Source organism: Halomonas sp. DP8Y7-3, from assembly GCF_019801675.1.
Classification (GTDB): Bacteria; Pseudomonadota; Gammaproteobacteria; order Pseudomonadales; family Halomonadaceae; genus Halomonas; species Halomonas litopenaei_A.
The window spans coordinates 465,700-481,830 of the sequence record NZ_JAHVIO010000009.1 but is presented as its reverse complement, the minus strand read 5'-3'; the positions used below and the strand labels follow the sequence as shown (position 1 = coordinate 481,830).

Here is a 16,131-nt window from a genome sequence, read left to right as displayed (position 1 = left end):
ACTCCTTCGCGGCGGTCGCGACCGCTGCGCTGATGTCGCTTGCCCAGGAACCACTGTGCGCCCTGCCCTGCTCGACAGCTACTCAGCGCTTCCCAACAGCCCAAGGCTTGCCGCAGGCGCTTGGCGCCGCAGGCCTCGAGACAACAGGTGCCCTACCGCCCCCAGGATCAACGCGCCAGACAACGGCACCACCAACCAGATCCATAGATGAAAGCGGGGAGGAAGGTCCAACCACAGCAGGTATAACGCCGCAGTGGCGACCTCGGCCAGCAGTGCGGCCATCAGTCCACTGGCCAAGCCCAGAACGGCAAACTCGGACCACTGCACGCGGTCCAGCAGCCGTCGTCCCGCGCCAAACACGCGCAGTAGTCCACTTTCGTGGGCCCTTACCGGCTGACTGGCAATCAGAGCGGCATAGAGCACGCTAACCCCCGCCAGCAGCACGAACGCCAATACCACCTCGACGGCGCGAGTCACCTGTCCCAGCACGTCGCGCACCTGGCCCAGCAGCGCATCCACATCCAGCAAGGTCACGCCGGGAAAGGACGCCACCAGCTGCCCCAGATCAGCCTTGCGATCAGCATCCAGATAGAACGCGGTGATGAAGCTGTGTCCGAAACGCTCCAGCACTCCCGGCGGGAAGATCACATAGAAGTTGGGCTTGAAGCTGTCCCAATCGAGATCACGAAGGCTGGTGATTTCTCCGACCAGGGTGTCGGCCCCGATGCTGAAGCTGAGTCGATCCCCAAGCGATAGCCCCAGGCGCTCTGCCAGCTCACGTTCCATAGAAATGGGGGCTGTCACTGTCTCGGGAGACGACGCGGCTGGCTCAGCGTCCACCTGCGACAGCCAGTCATCTGCGTTGGCTGACGCGGCGAACCACTCACCAGCCACCAGCCGATTGCCGCTCGGCAGCGACGCTCGCCAGGTCAGGTTAAGCTCCCGGCGCAGCGCATTCTCTCCCTGAGCGTCGGCGGGGACGGCCTGCCGCGGGGGCTCGCCATTGATCGCCGTGATTCTTCCTCTGACCATGGGATAAAGGTCACTGGTGGTCTGGGCAATATCACCAAGCTGTCGTTCGAAGGCATCTCGCTCGGTCGGCTGGATATTGATCGCAAAGTGGTTGGGCGTGTCGTCGGGCAGTTGGGCCTGCCAGGTGGTCAGCAGATCCCCTCGCACCAGAGCAATCATGGTCATGGCAAAGAAGGTGACCGCGAAGGCGAGCATCTGTCCAAGGCTCGCGGTACGGCGACGGGCCAGCTGGCGGGCGCCAAGACGCAGGGCATTGGCGACGCTGTCAGGTCGGCCATGTTGCCACCGGGAGACGAGCTTCAGCACTCCGTCAAGTATCAGCCCGGCCAGCCCCCACAGCAGCGCCAGTGCCAGCATTCCTCCCACCAGCAGTCCTGCCGCCAGTCCCAGGCTGCCAGAATACAGCCACAGCAATCCGCCAAAGGCCAGCGCTGCCGCCCCCAGCAGGGTCCAGCCGGAGGCCGGCAAGGGGTCAAGCTCACGCCGCAGGACCTTGAGTGCACTGACACGCTTCAATCGCAGCAGCGTCGGCCCGGCGAAGCCCGCCAGCACCGCGACGGCGGTCAAGATGCCAAGCCATAGCGGCAAGATGCCAGGAGGCGGCAGCTCCAGCGGCAGAAAGCGTTGCATCAAGGCGAGCAGCGCCGCCTGGCCTGCCAACCCTAATGCTGCTCCCAACGTACTGGCGACAACAGCCAAGCCCGCCAGCTGCAGCGCAAAGACACGGGTCAGGTCCTGCTGCGACGCGCCGAAGCAGCGCAGCAACGCGGCGGTATCCAGGTGTCGGTCCACATAGCGACGGGTGGCCATGGCAACCGCGACGCCAGCCAGCAGGACAGCAGCAAGGCCGGCCAGGCTAAGGTAGGTCTCCGCCCGCTCCAGGGCCGAGCCAAGACGCGGTCGATCCACCCGCACATCGCGCACCTCGACACCTTCGGCGCGAAGCTGCGCCAGCCAACCGGACAGGGAGGCCACTGCATCAGGCGAACCGGCCGCCAGAATTTCGTACTCGATACGTGAGCCTGGCTGAATCAGGCCGGTGGACTCGACGTCATCGACGTGCATCATCACCCGGGGATTGAAACTGCCGAACCCGGCGGACTGGTCGGCCTCGCGTTCGATCCAGCCAGATACGCGAAAGCTCCCCTGCCCCAGGTCCAGCTGGTCGCCAAGTTCGATATCGAGAAGGGTTTCAAGCCTGGGGGCCAGCCACACCTCACCCGGAGCCGGGCCTGTGGTCAGTTCCTCGGTACCCTGCCCCTGGTCGACCCGTGACGCCCCGTAGAGGGGGTAATCCTGATCAACGGCCTTGATACTGACGGGCTGAAAGGCACCGTCACGACTGGCCATGGAGACCAGGTCGACCTGGTCACTCAGCGTCATTCCTGCCGTTTCGAGGCGCTGACGCACCTCAGCGGTAAAGGGATCGGACTGCTCAAGCACCACGTCCCCGCCCATCATCTGGCTGGCCTGGCGGGTCAGGCCTCGCTCGAGACGATCGAGAAAGAAGCCCATCATGGTGGAGGCCGCCACCGCCAGGGTGAGTGCCGCCAGCAGCGCGCGCACGTCCCCGGCCCGCAGATCACGCCGCAGCGAGCGCAGTGCCATCAGACACTGCCGCATGAACACCCGGGCATGACGGCTTCCCATCCCCTCGGCGGCTGACGCCGATGCTGTGCTGCTTGGCTGGTGGGAGCCTGCGCTCATGACGACACCTCCGCGGCGGGACCCAGCTGCGACAGGGGCATGTCGACCAGCTTGCCGGAGGCCAGCTGTAGGCAGCGATCGCAGCGCCGTGCCAGGGCATGGTCATGGGTGACCAGCACCAGCGTGGTTCGCTCGGAACGGTTGAGCTCAAACAGGGTCTGAATGATGCGCTCCCCGGTCTCGGGGTCCAGATTTCCCGTGGGCTCGTCCGCAAAGACCAGCTCGGGCCCAGTCACAAAGGCGCGCGCCAGGGCGACACGCTGCTGCTCGCCACCGGACAGCTGCTTGGGCAGGTGAGCAAGCCGCTCACCCAGACCAACCCGCTCGAGCCACTGGCGGGCACGCTGCTCGGGGCGATCCAGCGGGGTAAGCTCGGTAGGCAGCAACACGTTTTCCAGCGCGGTCAGGGTTGGCAACAGCTGAAAGTTCTGGAACACGAAACCGACCCGGCCGTTGCGCAGCGCCGCTCGGCCGTCTTCATCGAGAGCGGTCAGTGACGTACCGAACATGTCGAGCTCGCCAGCACTGGGCGTATCGAGACCGGCGAGCAGCGCCAGCAGCGTCGACTTGCCGGCACCGCTTTGCCCGAGAATGGCCAGGCTTTCCCCGGGCTGTACCTCAAGCTCCAGGTCGCGCAGGATAGTCAGTTCGCGACTGCCGCTGGCGACATGCTTGGACAGGCCACGCGCCAGAAGGACCGGAGCAGCAGCAGAGTTGACGGATTCACACGTGGGAGACAGCGACATGGTGATAGCAATTCCTCGGACGATGGCAAGAATAGGAGCGTCGTTCGCCGGCTCTTGCGTGAGGGCCACCAGGCTCAGGTGGCTGCCGGTCTTGTCGGGACTTGTGCTGGCGCTGCCCCTGTCGGGGGCACTATGGGCCCAGTCTGACACAGCACCACCGACTCTGCTGGTGGTCGGCGACAGCCTTAGCGCCGCCTACGGCATAGAGCGCGAACAAGGCTGGGTGGCCTTGCTGGCACAACGCCTCGATCAGCGCGCCGATGTCATCAATGCCAGTATCAGCGGCGAGACCACCAGCGGTGGCGCCACGCGTCTGCCCGAACTTCTGCGACAGCATGACCCGGATTTGGTTCTGCTGGAGCTGGGCGGCAACGACGGCCTCCGAGGCCTGCCTCCGGCCCAGATGTCCGCCAATCTCGAGAGCATGATTGAACGTAGCCAGCAGTCTGGGGCCGAGGTCCTGCTGCTGGGTATCGACATTCCCCCCAACTACGGTGATGCCTATCGTGAGGCCTTTACCGGTGTGTTCAGGGAGCTGTCGCAGCGTCATCAGGTGCCTCTGGTCCCATTCCTGCTCGAGGGGGTAGCGCTGACACCGGAACTGATGCAGGACGACGGCATTCACCCCACCGCAGAGGCGCAGCCCATCATGCTCGACAACGTTTGGCCGGCCCTGTCACCGTTGCTGGATGGCGCCGCCACGACCAGCGAAGCGGGCGACCCGGCGTCAGCGGAGACCTCATAGGCCAGTCCGGCATCAACGCCAGCGCAGGCGAATCGCTGCCTTGCCTCACTCATTGGCAGTGGCGACCGCTGGCGCCTTCTGCCACTGCTGCAGGCCGAGCCCTCCCAGAATCAGCACCAGCCCCAACAGGGTCGACGCCTGGATAGGCTCTCCGACCACCAGGTACAGCAGCATCAGCGATACCGGCGGCGACAGAAAGATCAAGTTGGACACCTTGGCCGTGCGCGAGACCCGCTGTATGGCCGCCTGCCACAGGACGAAGGCAATCCCCATCTCGAACAGGCCCACGTAGATGCCGGCGGCGAAGGACACCGTGCCATGCCATTGCATCCCTGGCCCCAGCACCAGCAGCACGGTCAGCACCGGCACCCCAACACTGAAGTTCTGCCATTGCGCCACCAGCGGAGGACGCTGATCGCGAGCATTGAGCAGCCAGTAAAGGGCCCAGATCAGGGTTGAGGCCAGCGCCAGCGCGACCCCCAGGGGGTCGGCAAAATCCACATTGAAGACCTGGCCGCGGGTGGCAATCACCCACACGCCGGCGTAGGCCACGAGTCCGGCTACCATGTCCATGCGGGTCAGGCGCTGCTTGAGGATCGGCACCGCCAGCAGCGCCATGGCCAGCGCCCAGGTGTAGTTGAGTGCCATGGCTTCCTGGCCGGGCAGTCGGTCATAGGCGGCGAACAGCACCAAGTAATAGGCCACCGGGTTCATCAGTCCTGCCCAAAGCGCCGTCTTCCAGCCCCTCTTCAGCGCGTGGCGAAGCTGACCGCGATAGATCACCAGCCCCCCCATCAGCGCCCAGGACACCAGCGCCGCCAGCCACATCAATTCCAGCGGGCTCATGTGCGTCAGGGCCAGCTTGAAGGCAGTGGCCACGGTGGACCACAGCGCTACGGCGCCCAGCCCAAAGGCCATCGCCTGTCGATCAGAAGTCATTGCAGTTCCTTGCATCATGGCGCAGCAGTGGCAGCAACAGCGGGGCTACGCAAGACCACACGCGAGACCATGCGCGAGACCACGCTGATCGCACTGCGTCCAGAGTAGCAGGCCGGTTTCCCATGGCCTTCGGTGATTAGGCGGGGGCGCACCCGCGCCCACCTGCTAGCGGTCGATATGTCCCAGGTCGCGCCCTGGGGCGATGGCATCCCGAACACGCTGTTTCAGCGACTTGATATCCGGGAAGCCGCCGTCTTGCTTGCGCTCCCAGATTACCTCGTCATCAACATGGATCTCGAACTGCCCCCCATGAGACGGCACCAGGGTGACTTCTGCCAACTCCTCGCCAAAGGTGGACAGCAACTCCTGAGCGTACCAGCCGCTACGCAAAAGCCACTGACATTGCGTACAGTAGATAATTCGGATTCGTGCCAAGTTCAGTCTCCCTGTTCAAGCACGTGGATACCTTTAGCATCTTATCAGCCAGGAACCCTCACATGGCCATAGGCGAGACCCAGACCCGACTCTACGAATGGCTGACCGGCGACGAGGACAGCCGGCTGTGCAAGGACATCCCCGACAGCGCCTGCAACGAACAGCCCCGCAACTTCTTCCTGCACCTGTTCGCCGCTCTCGGCAACAAGCTGGCCGACGAGCTGTCCAGCGCACGTCTGGTACTGCCCTGGCTGCTGGGCGCGATTGGCGCGCCGACCTGGATGGTCGGCCTGCTGGTGCCCATCCGCGAAGCGGGCGCCCTGCTGCCCCAACTGTTTGTGGCTGGCTTCATTCGCCTCAAGCCTCAGCGCAAGTGGGTGTGGGTGGTCGGGGGCTTGCTGCAGGCGATCGCCGCCGCCGTCCTCGCGGGACTGGCACTGTGGGGGTCCGGCAGCCTGGGCGGCAGTCTGGTGCTGCTGACCCTGATCGTGCTGTCGCTGGCCAGGGGGCTCTCCTCCATCGCTACCAAGGATGTGCTGGGCAAGACCATTTCCAAGCAGCGGCGCGGCACGTTGATGGGCTGGAGCGGAAGCGTAGCGGGCGCAGTGACACTGGCAGCGGGTGGGGTGCTGGTCCTGTTCGATGACCGGCCAGGTCAGCTGGCCCTGGCCATTCTGCTCAGCGTCGCTGCACTTGGCTGGACGCTCAACGCCTTGTGCGCGGCGGCCATCGAGGAAGCCGAAGGGGCCACCGACGGCGGCGACAGCGTCTGGCACTCGATCAAGACCGGGGTAGCGCTGATGCGTGACGACGTCGCCTTCCGGCACTTCAACCTGACTCGGGCACTGTTGCTGTCCAGCGCCCTGGCACTGCCCTATGTCGCGCTCATGGCCCAGAACAATGGCAGCGCCGAGCTGGGTGGCCTGGGCCTGCTGATCCTGGTATCCGGTGTCGCCGGCATGGTCGCGAGCCCCATCTGGGGCAAGCGATCCGACGCTTCCAGCAGAACCGTGATGCGCGATGGCGCCATCGGCACCACACTCTGCTGTCTGCTGGGCGCGGGGCTGGCCTGGGCGCCGGCGGCCGTTGCCGCCAGTACCTGGCCCTATGCCCTGGTCTACGGACTGCTGGTCATCGTCCACTCCGGTATTCGGCTCGGCCGCAAGACCTACGTGGTAGACATGGCTGGCGTCGATGACCGGGCACTGTACGTGGCACTCTCCAACACCATCACCGGTGTTCTGATGCTGGCCGTCGGTGCGTTCATCGGCGGCCTGGCCCAGTGGCTCGGCACGGGGCCATTGATGCTGGTACTGGCAGCCACGGCAGGCCTTGCGGCGTTAAGTGCACGCAGGCTCCCTGAAGTCGAGGAGTGACGAGGGGTTGCTTTGCTCTTGGTGACCCGCAAGATGTCTTCGACAGACATTGATTTAAATGACATGCATCCCCATGCTAGGGACCCAACTATGCTGAAAGTGACACCACTTCCCTCGGCCTTCCGGGTGAAGCCCCCGTGCAGCCTTTAACAGGACGTCCCATGAAACGACCCAGCATGATCGACCCGGAACTGCTTGAACGCATCATCAATGCCTCTGAGGACGGGATCGTGGTGGCCGAAAAGGAAGGCGACGAACACATCCTGATCTACGTCAATCAGGGCTTTGAGCGTCTTACCGGCTACAGCGCAGACGAGATTCTCTACCGCGACTGCCGCTTCCTGCAGAATGACGATACCGACCAGCCTGGCCTCGATGCGGTCCGCGAGGCGCTGCGCGAGCTGCGCCCCTGCCGGGAAGTCCTGCGCAACTACAAGAAGGATGGCACCCTCTTCTATAACGAACTCTCATTGACCCCCGTCTTCGATGAAAGCGACGAACTGGTCTACTTCATCGGGGTCCAGAAGGACGTCTCGGAGCGCGTTGCAGATCACGAGGAGCTGGGACGCCTACGTTCAGCCGCCAGCAGCGCCTGACAGCCCATTGCTCTTCCCCTCTTGCACTTTTCTCGATTCGCGCTTATATAGCCAACAGAATCCAAGGATTCTGTTGGCGCTTTCCGGGTACCGGAAGCATGGAGTGATATGACGCGCCCCGGCGCTCTGGCCATGGGAGACTCCACATGAGCCGCGATTCCCTTCTCGATGATGCCTATCTCGACCTGTCCGATCAGGACGCGGTCAACGACGAAGACTACTCACGCAGTCGATCCTCAAGCCGCAGTGACACGCTGCGCGCCAGGCGACGAGTCGAAGCCCTGCTGGAAGAACGCCGATTGCGCCAGGCCATCGACGATGACTGGGACTACGACGAGGAAGAATAGGGCAAGTCTCTGACGCGCAAGTTGCCAAACGAGCCACCGAGGCCATAGGGATGCCGATCGGGCTTGCGCGTACTGCTCTTGCGTCTCTCTCGGTGGGGCTTGCATAAGCCCTTCCGCTGCCGGCAGGCGGTGAATCTTGGTTGGTGGCTGGCGTTCGCTGTGCTCCGGCTCTATCATCTGTGGCCAGCATTTTTTCCGCGAACCCAACTGAGGAAGCCGGACAACATGAGCGCTGACGACGTCCAGGTACGCCGACAGCCCTGCATGGCACCGCTTCCCAACTTTAGCGAGTTCCCATGGCGCAATACGTCTACACCATGAACCGGGTGGGCAAGGTCGTGCCCCCCAAGAAGCAGATCCTCAAGGACATCTCTCTGTCCTTCTTCCCGGGGGCAAAGATCGGCGTGCTCGGCCTGAACGGTGCCGGTAAATCCACCCTGCTGCGCATCATGGCCGGCGTGGATACCGAGATCGAAGGCGAGGCTCGTCCGATGCCCGGCCTCAACGTTGGCTATCTGCCGCAGGAACCCGAGCTCGACGACAGCAAGAACGTGCGCGAGACCGTCGAAGAGGCACTGGGCGAGATCAAGGACGCCCAGACTAAACTGGACGCCGTCTACGCTGCCTATGCTGAACCGGATGCCGACTTCGACGCTCTGGCCGCCGAACAGGCCAAGCTGGAAAACCTGATCGAAGCCGCCGACGCCCACAACCTCGAGCGCAAGCTGGAAGTGGCCGCCGACGCTCTCAGGCTTCCGCCCTGGGAGGCCAACGTCGGGCACCTGTCTGGAGGTGAACGCCGCCGCGTAGCGCTGTGTCGCCTGCTGCTGTCAAGCCCAGACATGCTGCTGCTGGATGAGCCGACCAACCACCTGGATGCCGAGTCCGTGGCCTGGCTGGAGCGCTTTCTCCACGACTATTCCGGCACCGTGGTGGCCATCACCCACGACCGTTACTTCCTCGACAACGTGGCCGGCTGGATCCTGGAGCTGGATCGTGGCCAGGGCATCCCCTTCGAAGGCAACTACTCCCAGTGGCTGGAAGCCAAGGAAAAGCGCCTCGAACAGGAAGCCAAGGCCGAGGCCTCTCGCCAGAAGGCGATCAAGCACGAGCTCGAGTGGGTGCGCTCCAATGCCAAAGGCCGCCAGGCCAAGAGCAAGGCGCGTCTTAACCGTTTCGAGGAAATGCAGTCTGGCGATTTCCAGAAGCGCAACGAGACCAACGAGATCTATATTCCGCCTGGCCCGCGCCTCGGCGACAAGGTCATCGAATTCCACAATGTAACCAAGCGCTTCGACGACAAGCTGCTCTACGAAGACCTGAGTTTCACCATCCCCCAGGGTGCCATCGTCGGTATCGTCGGCGGCAACGGTGCCGGCAAGTCCACCCTGTTCAAGCTGATTCAGGGCAGCGAGTCACCGGACGCTGGCGAAGTGGTCAAGGGCGACACCGTCGATATCGCCTACGTCGAGCAGATGCGTGATGCCCTCGACGACAAGCAGACCGTGTGGGAGGCAGTGTCCGACGGACAGGACATCCTCAACATCAACGGTTACGAGGTGTCTTCTCGCGCCTACGTCGGTCGCTTCAACTTCAAGGGCAACGATCAGCAGAAGTTCCTGCGTGACCTGTCCGGCGGTGAGCGTGGCCGTCTGCAGCTGGCGCAGACACTCAAGCAGGGTGCCAACGTGCTGCTGCTTGACGAACCGTCCAACGACCTGGATATCGAGACCCTTCGCGCCCTGGAAGAAGCCCTGCTGGCCTTCCCTGGCTGCGCCATGGTGATCTCGCACGATCGCTGGTTCCTGGACCGCATCGCGACGCATATCCTGGCCTTCGAGGGCGACTCGCACGTTGAATTCTTCGATGGCAACTACACCGAGTACGAGGCGGACCACAAGAAGCGTGTCGGCGACGACACCCCGCACCGCATGAAGTACAAGCGCATCGACGCTTGATCTGACAGGTTGTTGACCTGACACCTCGACGCCACCGGTAGCTCCGGTGGCGTCGCTGTTTGTGACCGGCTCACGGCCTCTGCAACGCCCCCTGCCTTTAGCGCTCACTCCCCCTGAAACAGATAGCGCTTGCCAGCTCCCCCCTTCCGGCGCCATAAACGTCAGGGTAAATGCATCATTGCCTCGTCCTGACGCCGAGGTGATACCAAGGATCCGCCGGGACGCTTCCATGTCATCTGTCAGTCTGAATCCGGTGCGCCTGTTGCGTGCCTTCTACACCAGCATCGCCTATCTGCCGACACTATCTGCCTTGATCTATGGCGCACTCGGCCTGCTGGCATTGATGCCGCCCATCAGCGATACCTCCTTGCCCGACGTCATTCAGCGCTTGAGCCTGACCGCGCCAGGAAGTGCTCAATCGCTGCTGGCTGCGCTGCTGGGGGGCATGATCTCGCTGATGGTATTCAGTTTTTCGATGGTCATGTCCGTGCTCTCCCAGGCCGGCGGAAATTTCTCCCACAAGCTGGTCTTCGGCCTGGTGACCGAGCGCGCCAATCAGTGGGTGCTTGGCCACTATCTTGGCACCATCCTGTTCATCCTGATTCTGCTGATCGTCCCGGAGGTCGATGAAGGCGAGGCCGCCTGGCGCTCACTGGCTCTGTACCTGGCCTGCGCCATGGTCCTGCATTGCCTGGCACTGTTCGTCTACTTCATCCATAACGCCTCGCAGTCGATCCAGGTCGACGCTGTGATCTCCGGCCTGCATGCCGCCACCCAGCGCAGCATGGAGCGCAAGCGTCAGACCGAAGCCTCAGACCCCTGGCGGTATCTGCCCGCCAGCGCCCCCGCTCAGGGGTCGTGGCATCCCCTCAGGGCCCAGATGACCGGCTACGTGCAGAACGCCAATCTCGAGCGCCTGGCAGCGCTGGCGGAGAGCATCGGTGGCACCCTGCACCTCGATTTTCGCTTTGGCGACTATGTGGTGGAAGGCACGCCGATCATGATTCTGGAATGCGACGATGCGCCCAACGAGGAGTGGTGCAGCGAGGTGCTTGCCACGCTGACCTACCTCGACGGCGAATCCATTGATGAGCACTTCGTGCACGGCATGACCCAGATGATGGAGGTCGCCATCAAGGCGCTGTCACCGGGTATCAATGACCCTGGGACCGCCAGGCTCTGCCTGCATAGGATGACGGATCTGCTATGCCGCTACATGTCCTGGCAACCCGCCAACACCTTGGTCGATGCCCAGGGCAGGCGCAGGGTCTGCTGGCCGGTGGAACGCTTCGATAGCCTGCTGCATCGCCTCTTCGTGCCCCTGCTGCACTACGGAGCAAACGACCAGAGCATTCTCCTGGGGCTGCTCAAGTCATTGAAGTCGCTATCGCTGTTTGCAGAACCTCATCATCTCGAGACCCTGCAACTGATGACACAAAGAGTTGGCCAGGCGCTGGCTCATGACAGCGCCCACCGCATGGACCTGACGTTCGTTCTCGAGCGGCTGGATCAAGGGGCCCACCGCCTCGACATGGCCCCGGTTCGGGACCAGTTGACGGCGCGACTGCATGAGATTGCGTGAGGCGTGGGCTGCCGGCCAGGGGCTCTGCCAGGACTAGCCTGCCTATCGAATCAGTAGATCTTGGCCTCGCCCCTGGGCCTGGTCTTGAAACGTCGATGCATCCACAGATATTGCTCCGGGTGACGGCGAATCGCCTGTTCGATCACCTGATTGATCCGGGCCGCATCGGCAACTTCATCTCCGCTGGGAAAGTTATCCAGCGGTGGCAGGTATTCCAGACTGTAGGTCCGGTCGTCGGGATTGCGATGGAAGATCAGCGGCATCACCGGCGCCCCGGTCATCTTGGCGATCTTGGCGGTCAACTTGATCGACGCCGCCTCGACGCCAAAGAAGGGAGCAAACACGCTGGCATCGCGGCCGAAATCCTGATCAGGGCTGTACCAGACGTGGTGCCCCGTCTTGATCCGACGCACCACGCCACGCAAGTCATGGCGGTCGATGGCGGTGCCAAAGATGCCGTTGCGCGCCCGGGTCATGAAGCGTTCGAATACCGGGTTGTCATGGGGACGGTAGACCACATCGGCGGGGAAAAACAGCGAGTGCAGGGCACCGCCAAGATCCAGCGTGGAAAAGTGAATGCCGATGATCAGCGCGCCCTTCCCCGCCTCCTCGACCCGAGCCATATGCTGCTGGCCCTTGAATGTCACGCGGTGTCGCAGGTGCTCGGGATCGCGACACCAGCCCGTCGCGGTCTCGAAGATGCCGATACCGTTGGCCATGAAGCTGTCCTTGACCAGGCGGGCCTGGGCCGCCTCGTCCAGCTCGGGAAAGCACAGACGAATATTGGTCTCGGTGATCTGTCGACGGCGCTTGGCAAAGCGCCAGGCGGCAAGCCCCGTCAGGCGCCCAAGCCCGAGCTTGACCCGCCAAGGCAGCCAGGCACTGACACGCATGCCGGCAATCGCCAGGTAAGTCGGCCAGTAGCGGGGCTGGGTCCAGTAGCGTGGCTTGGTCGATGTGTCCTCTGACATGCGATCCCTCGTCGGTCGGTCCAGGCGACCAACGGAGGCAGGCCGTCAGTCGATATGGCCGCCATTGTAACGCCTGGGCACCCTGGGCAGCACCCCGGTCAGCAAGGTATAGCTGATGGTATCGCAGTAGGTCGCGACCTCATCCACGGAGAGCACAGTACCCGCCTGGCTGCGCCCCCACAGCACCACCTCGCTGCCGATATCGGCCTGAGGCATGTCGGTGAGGTCCACGGTCATCATGTCCATGGATACCTTGCCCGCCAGACGACAGCGTTGACCATCGACCAGCACAGGGGTGCCATCTACCGCGTGTCGGTCGTAGCCATCACCGTAGCCGCAGGCCACCACACCGATGCGAGTCGGCGCAGAAGTGACAAAGCGGCCGCCGTAGCCAACCGGTTCACCTGCGGCAAGTTCGCGCACCGCGATGATCTCGCTGCGCAGCGTCATGACCGGAGACAGCTGCTGGCTGGCGTCATTGGCCTGTTCGAGGGGATCGGAACCATACAGCATCACCCCCGGCCGGTTGATCGCCCCGTGGGCCTCGACGTGGGCCAGAATGCTGGGAGAGTTGGCCACGCACAGCGGAGCATCAAGCTGTTCCGCGAGCGCCATGATGATCTCTCGCTGCTGCGCGAAGTAGCGGTCGTCGCGACTGTCGGCGGTGGCAAAGTGGCTCATCAGATGCAGGTCCCTCACCACTTCAGGTGCCGCCTTGAGCGCCTTCCACACGGCGGCGGCGCGGTCGGGAGAAAAGCCGAGCCGATGCATGCCGGAGTCCACCTTCAGCCAGGTCATGACCGGCCTGGCCGGCCGCCAGGCCAGCACCGCTTCGAGCTGCCAGTCACTGTGAATGGCCATACCCAGCTCCAGCGACTCCACCAGCGCCAGCTCATCGGCGCTGAAGATTCCCTCGAGCAGCACGATAGGCTCGCGAATACCGGCCTCACGCAGTGCCATGGCCTCCTCGATCGCCGCCACAGCGAACATCGGCGCCAGGCCCGCCAGCGCCTTGGCACAGGTCACCGCCCCGTGACCATAGGCATCCGCCTTGAGCACCGCCACACTCAGGCTGTCGGGAGCAAGCCCGGCCGCCAAACGGTAGTTATGACGCAAGGCGTCCAGGTCGATATGGGCGATGAGCGGGCGGGACATGGGGGCTCCGATGACAGGATTCAGGGATGGTTCGCCACCACATTATGCTCGATACTCGGAGCCATTTCATGGCATTAAACGCCATTAAATCCTGTGTACCTAGCTGTTCTTTCTCAACAAATAGAGCTCTTTAGAAAAATCCCATAAAAAACGCCGGGAGTGCATCCGGAGTGATCCAGAGCAGCGCCCGGCGCTTGAGCAAGTCGGTTGATGTTTCCACGCCGCACTGGCGTTCACTGAGCGATCTCTTCGCTCAACCGCCGTCCATCCGGCGGCGTCAAGCGACTCGGCTTACTCGAAGATGGCGTCCAGGGACAGGCCCTGCTTGTCGAGCATGCGACGCAGCTTCTTGAGTGCCTCGACCTGAATCTGGCGCACTCGCTCCCGGGTCAGGCCAATCTCTTCACCGACCTGCTCCAGGGTTGCCGCCTCGTGCCCGCGCAGGCCAAAGCGACGTACCACGACCTCGCACTGTTTCTCGGTCAGCTCGGCCAGCCAATGATCGACGTGGGCCTTGACGTCGCCATCCACCAGTGTCGACTCGGGCCCCTGATCGTTGTCATCGGTCAGGGTCTCGATCAAGGGCTTGTCGCTCTCGCCGCCCATCGGGTAGTCGACCGAGGATACGCGCTCGTTAAGCCCCATCATCTTCTTGACCGTATCCACCGGCTTGTCCAGATGCTCGGCGATCTCTTCGGCGGTCGCCTCGTGATCCAGCTTCTGGGTCAGCTCACGGGCCGCGCGCAGGTAGATATTGAGTTCCTTGACCACGTGGATGGGCAAGCGAATCGTGCGGGTCTGGTTCATCAGTGCCCGCTCGATGGTCTGGCGAATCCACCAGGTGGCATAGGTCGAGAAACGAAAGCCACGCTCGGGGTCAAACTTCTCGACAGCGCGAATCAGACCGAGGTTGCCCTCTTCGATCAGGTCGAGCAGCGTCAGCCCACGGTTGAGGTAGCGGCGCGCGATCTTGACGACCAGGCGCAGGTTGGACTCGATCATGCGAGCCCGTCCCTGGGGGTCTCCCTTGCGCGCCAATCGCCCGAAATAGACCTCTTCCTCGGGCGTCAGCAGCGGGGAGAACCCGATCTCGTTCAGATAGATCTGGGTGGCATCCAGACTCTGGCGCGCGTAGCGATCCTCACGGCCCAGAGCCTTCTCGAAGGCCTCGGAATCGTCATCGGCGTCCTCGATGTCATCGGCCTCGTCTGTCACATCCTCGACAGCGTCATCATCGGCCTCGTCTACGGTATCGAGGTTCACATCCTGAAGGTCCCGTTCAAGCATGCTCATCGTATAACTACCCCGTGGTTGCGACCCGGCGTTGTCGTGAACCTCCACGATCAACGCCAAAGATTATTATTGTGTGACGCTCATCCGGGAGAAACGTGGAGTTTCTCAACGGGAAGGAAGATATTTCGTCGGATCCTGTGGCTGGCCATCCTTGCGCACTTCAAAGTGCAGGCGAACATCCTCGGCGTCGCTGTCTCCCATGGTGGCGATCACCTGACCGGCCTCGACGACGTCATTCTCGCTGACCTTCAGGCTGTCGTTATGGGCGTAAGCACTGAGATATTCGTCGTTGTGCTTGAGCAGAATGAGCTTTCCATAGCCCCTTACACCGCTGCCCGCGTAGACCACCTTGCCTGGACCCGCCGCTCTGACAGGTTGCCCCTTTTGACCGCCGATATCAATGCCAGCGGTGATGCTGGAACTTTCGCCAAATTGGCTGACCACCTGGCCATCGGCAGGCCACTGCCAGGGCACCTCGTCCACTGGCGTGTAGGTACGCGTGGTGCTGGCTGAAGCGCTACCGGAGCCGCTGCTGGACGCTTCCTCGGAGGCGGCTTGAGCAGTGCTGGAATCCGCTTCATTGGCCGAGCCAGATTGTGCAGATTCGCTATTTTCAGACATCTCACGCGCCTCTTCATCGGCGGCGGCCACCACCGACTCCTCGGCCTCGCGTCTGGCCCGCTCGGCCTGGTCACTGTCGCTCAGGCCTTCGGCGCCGGGGCTGTCATAGTCATACACAGGACCCGGGCTGCCAGCGCTGGCACCCGCCACACCGGCAGCGCCCTGAACGGCCGCTGACGATACCTGCTCAGCGTCATTGCTGACCGTTTCCGTGCTGCCGTCCGGCAACAGCCATTCGAGATCTTCACCGGAGGGCTGGCTGGTCGGAGTGGATTGGCCCAATGGTGTGGCCACGGCGCCCTCGTTAGCGCTGGCGACAGCACCGGTGGCCGCCATGCCTCCTGCCTGGGAGCCATCGGCGGACAGGCGCAGCGTCTGGCCGACGTCGATCCGATAGGGCGGTGTGATGTTATTGAGACGTGCCAGCTCACGGAAATCCATGTCATGCCGCCAGGCGATACCGTAGAGCGTGTCGCCGGACTGCACGGTGTACTGGGCCGGCACCTGGGCCGCTCTGGCCGAGGACAGGTCCTGGACCTGAACCGGTTGACTGGCACCCTGCTGATTGGCACAGCCTGCCAGGGCCAAAGCCAGGCTGGAGATGACGAAAATCTTGTGCATCGTGTGA

Annotated in this window: 14 protein-coding genes; 6 read left to right on the top strand and 8 right to left on the bottom strand. The window is 63.1% G+C overall.

The genetic code is table 11. From position 1 onward, the window contains the following. Window positions 1–78 precede the first annotated feature (78 nt). Window positions 79–2,655: an ABC transporter permease gene (locus KUV86_RS11865; RefSeq protein ID WP_222485048.1), complete on the bottom strand. Its 2,577-nt coding sequence runs from the start codon at window positions 2,653–2,655 to the stop codon at window positions 79–81. 80 nt (window positions 2,656–2,735) lie between these two features. After that, on the bottom strand, window positions 2,736–3,485 hold the full coding sequence (locus KUV86_RS11860) for an ABC transporter ATP-binding protein (RefSeq protein WP_222237564.1): 750 nt from the start codon (window positions 3,483–3,485) through the stop codon (window positions 2,736–2,738). 91 nt (window positions 3,486–3,576) lie between these two features. On the opposite strand from KUV86_RS11860, the gene KUV86_RS11855 reads away from it, so the two are divergent. After that, a complete protein-coding gene (locus KUV86_RS11855) occupies window positions 3,577–4,230 on the top strand; it encodes an arylesterase (protein WP_315900985.1) in 654 nt (217 codons plus the stop codon). 45 nt (window positions 4,231–4,275) lie between these two features. Here the strand turns inward: KUV86_RS11855 and KUV86_RS11850 are convergent, their stop codons facing one another. Then, window positions 4,276–5,169, bottom strand: a complete 894-nt coding sequence (locus tag KUV86_RS11850) for a DMT family transporter (protein ID WP_222237565.1) — start codon at window positions 5,167–5,169, stop codon at window positions 4,276–4,278. A gap of 165 nt (window positions 5,170–5,334) precedes the next feature. Continuing rightward, window positions 5,335–5,604, bottom strand: a complete 270-nt coding sequence (locus KUV86_RS11845) for a SelT/SelW/SelH family protein (RefSeq protein ID WP_206941189.1) — start codon at window positions 5,602–5,604, stop codon at window positions 5,335–5,337. Window positions 5,605–5,666: 62 nt separating this feature from the next. Here KUV86_RS11845 and KUV86_RS11840 point away from each other — a divergent pair, with 62 nt between their 5' ends. The 5 genes from KUV86_RS11840 (at window position 5,667) to KUV86_RS11820 (ending at window position 11,463) form a co-directional block, all read left to right on the top strand. After that, window positions 5,667–6,980 (top strand): MFS transporter, encoded by a 1,314-nt coding sequence (locus KUV86_RS11840; RefSeq protein WP_222484904.1) that lies wholly within the window; start codon window positions 5,667–5,669, stop codon window positions 6,978–6,980. A 161-nt stretch (window positions 6,981–7,141) separates the two neighbouring features. Beyond that, complete coding sequence (locus KUV86_RS11835; RefSeq protein WP_222162783.1) at window positions 7,142–7,576, top strand: PAS domain-containing protein; 435 nt, start codon at window positions 7,142–7,144, stop codon at window positions 7,574–7,576. 146 nt (window positions 7,577–7,722) lie between these two features. After that, the gene (locus KUV86_RS11830) at window positions 7,723–7,923 is read left to right on the top strand and encodes a PA3496 family putative envelope integrity protein (protein ID WP_206941195.1); all 201 of its coding nucleotides are present in this window, start codon (window positions 7,723–7,725) and stop codon (window positions 7,921–7,923) included. A 296-nt stretch (window positions 7,924–8,219) separates the two neighbouring features. Further along, window positions 8,220–9,881 (top strand): energy-dependent translational throttle protein EttA, encoded by a 1,662-nt coding sequence (gene ettA, locus KUV86_RS11825; protein WP_206941197.1) that lies wholly within the window; start codon window positions 8,220–8,222, stop codon window positions 9,879–9,881. A 229-nt stretch (window positions 9,882–10,110) separates the two neighbouring features. Further along, the gene (locus tag KUV86_RS11820) at window positions 10,111–11,463 is read left to right on the top strand and encodes a DUF2254 domain-containing protein (RefSeq protein ID WP_206941199.1); all 1,353 of its coding nucleotides are present in this window, start codon (window positions 10,111–10,113) and stop codon (window positions 11,461–11,463) included. A 50-nt stretch (window positions 11,464–11,513) separates the two neighbouring features. Here KUV86_RS11820 and lpxL read toward each other — a convergent pair whose 3' ends face one another. The 4 genes from lpxL to KUV86_RS11800 form a co-directional block, all read right to left on the bottom strand. Then, entirely contained in the window at window positions 11,514–12,434 is a 921-nt protein-coding gene (gene lpxL, locus KUV86_RS11815; protein WP_206941201.1) for an LpxL/LpxP family Kdo(2)-lipid IV(A) lauroyl/palmitoleoyl acyltransferase, read from the bottom strand. A gap of 45 nt (window positions 12,435–12,479) precedes the next feature. Continuing rightward, window positions 12,480–13,589 carry an alanine racemase gene (gene alr, locus KUV86_RS11810; protein ID WP_222484903.1) on the bottom strand — a complete coding sequence of 370 codons (1,110 nt, stop codon included), beginning with the start codon at window positions 13,587–13,589 and terminating at the stop codon, window positions 12,480–12,482. Window positions 13,590–13,880: 291 nt separating this feature from the next. Beyond that, window positions 13,881–14,876: an RNA polymerase sigma factor RpoS gene (gene rpoS, locus KUV86_RS11805; protein WP_206941780.1), complete on the bottom strand. Its 996-nt coding sequence runs from the start codon at window positions 14,874–14,876 to the stop codon at window positions 13,881–13,883. Window positions 14,877–14,987: 111 nt separating this feature from the next. After that, entirely contained in the window at window positions 14,988–16,124 is a 1,137-nt protein-coding gene (locus tag KUV86_RS11800) for a peptidoglycan DD-metalloendopeptidase family protein (protein WP_222484902.1), read from the bottom strand. Window positions 16,125–16,131 lie beyond the last annotated feature (7 nt).

What these genes read in the sequence shown, in the direction of transcription:
- KUV86_RS11865 (WP_222485048.1), bottom strand. Translation starts at nt 2,655, where the DNA reads ATGCGGCAGTGTCTGATGGCACTGCGCTCGCTGCGGCGTGATCTGCGG.
- KUV86_RS11860 (WP_222237564.1), bottom strand. Translation starts at nt 3,485, where the DNA reads ATGTCGCTGTCTCCCACGTGTGAATCCGTCAACTCTGCTGCTGCTCCG.
- KUV86_RS11850 (WP_222237565.1), bottom strand. Translation starts at nt 5,169, where the DNA reads ATGACTTCTGATCGACAGGCGATGGCCTTTGGGCTGGGCGCCGTAGCG.
- KUV86_RS11840 (WP_222484904.1), top strand. Translation starts at nt 5,667, where the DNA reads ATGGCCATAGGCGAGACCCAGACCCGACTCTACGAATGGCTGACCGGC.
- KUV86_RS11835 (WP_222162783.1), top strand. Translation starts at nt 7,142, where the DNA reads ATGAAACGACCCAGCATGATCGACCCGGAACTGCTTGAACGCATCATC.
- KUV86_RS11830 (WP_206941195.1), top strand. Translation starts at nt 7,723, where the DNA reads ATGAGCCGCGATTCCCTTCTCGATGATGCCTATCTCGACCTGTCCGAT.
- ettA (WP_206941197.1), top strand. Translation starts at nt 8,220, where the DNA reads ATGGCGCAATACGTCTACACCATGAACCGGGTGGGCAAGGTCGTGCCC.
- KUV86_RS11820 (WP_206941199.1), top strand. Translation starts at nt 10,111, where the DNA reads ATGTCATCTGTCAGTCTGAATCCGGTGCGCCTGTTGCGTGCCTTCTAC.
- lpxL (WP_206941201.1), bottom strand. Translation starts at nt 12,434, where the DNA reads ATGTCAGAGGACACATCGACCAAGCCACGCTACTGGACCCAGCCCCGC.
- alr (WP_222484903.1), bottom strand. Translation starts at nt 13,589, where the DNA reads ATGTCCCGCCCGCTCATCGCCCATATCGACCTGGACGCCTTGCGTCAT.
- rpoS (WP_206941780.1), bottom strand. Translation starts at nt 14,876, where the DNA reads ATGCTTGAACGGGACCTTCAGGATGTGAACCTCGATACCGTAGACGAG.
- KUV86_RS11800 (WP_222484902.1), bottom strand. Translation starts at nt 16,124, where the DNA reads ATGCACAAGATTTTCGTCATCTCCAGCCTGGCTTTGGCCCTGGCAGGC.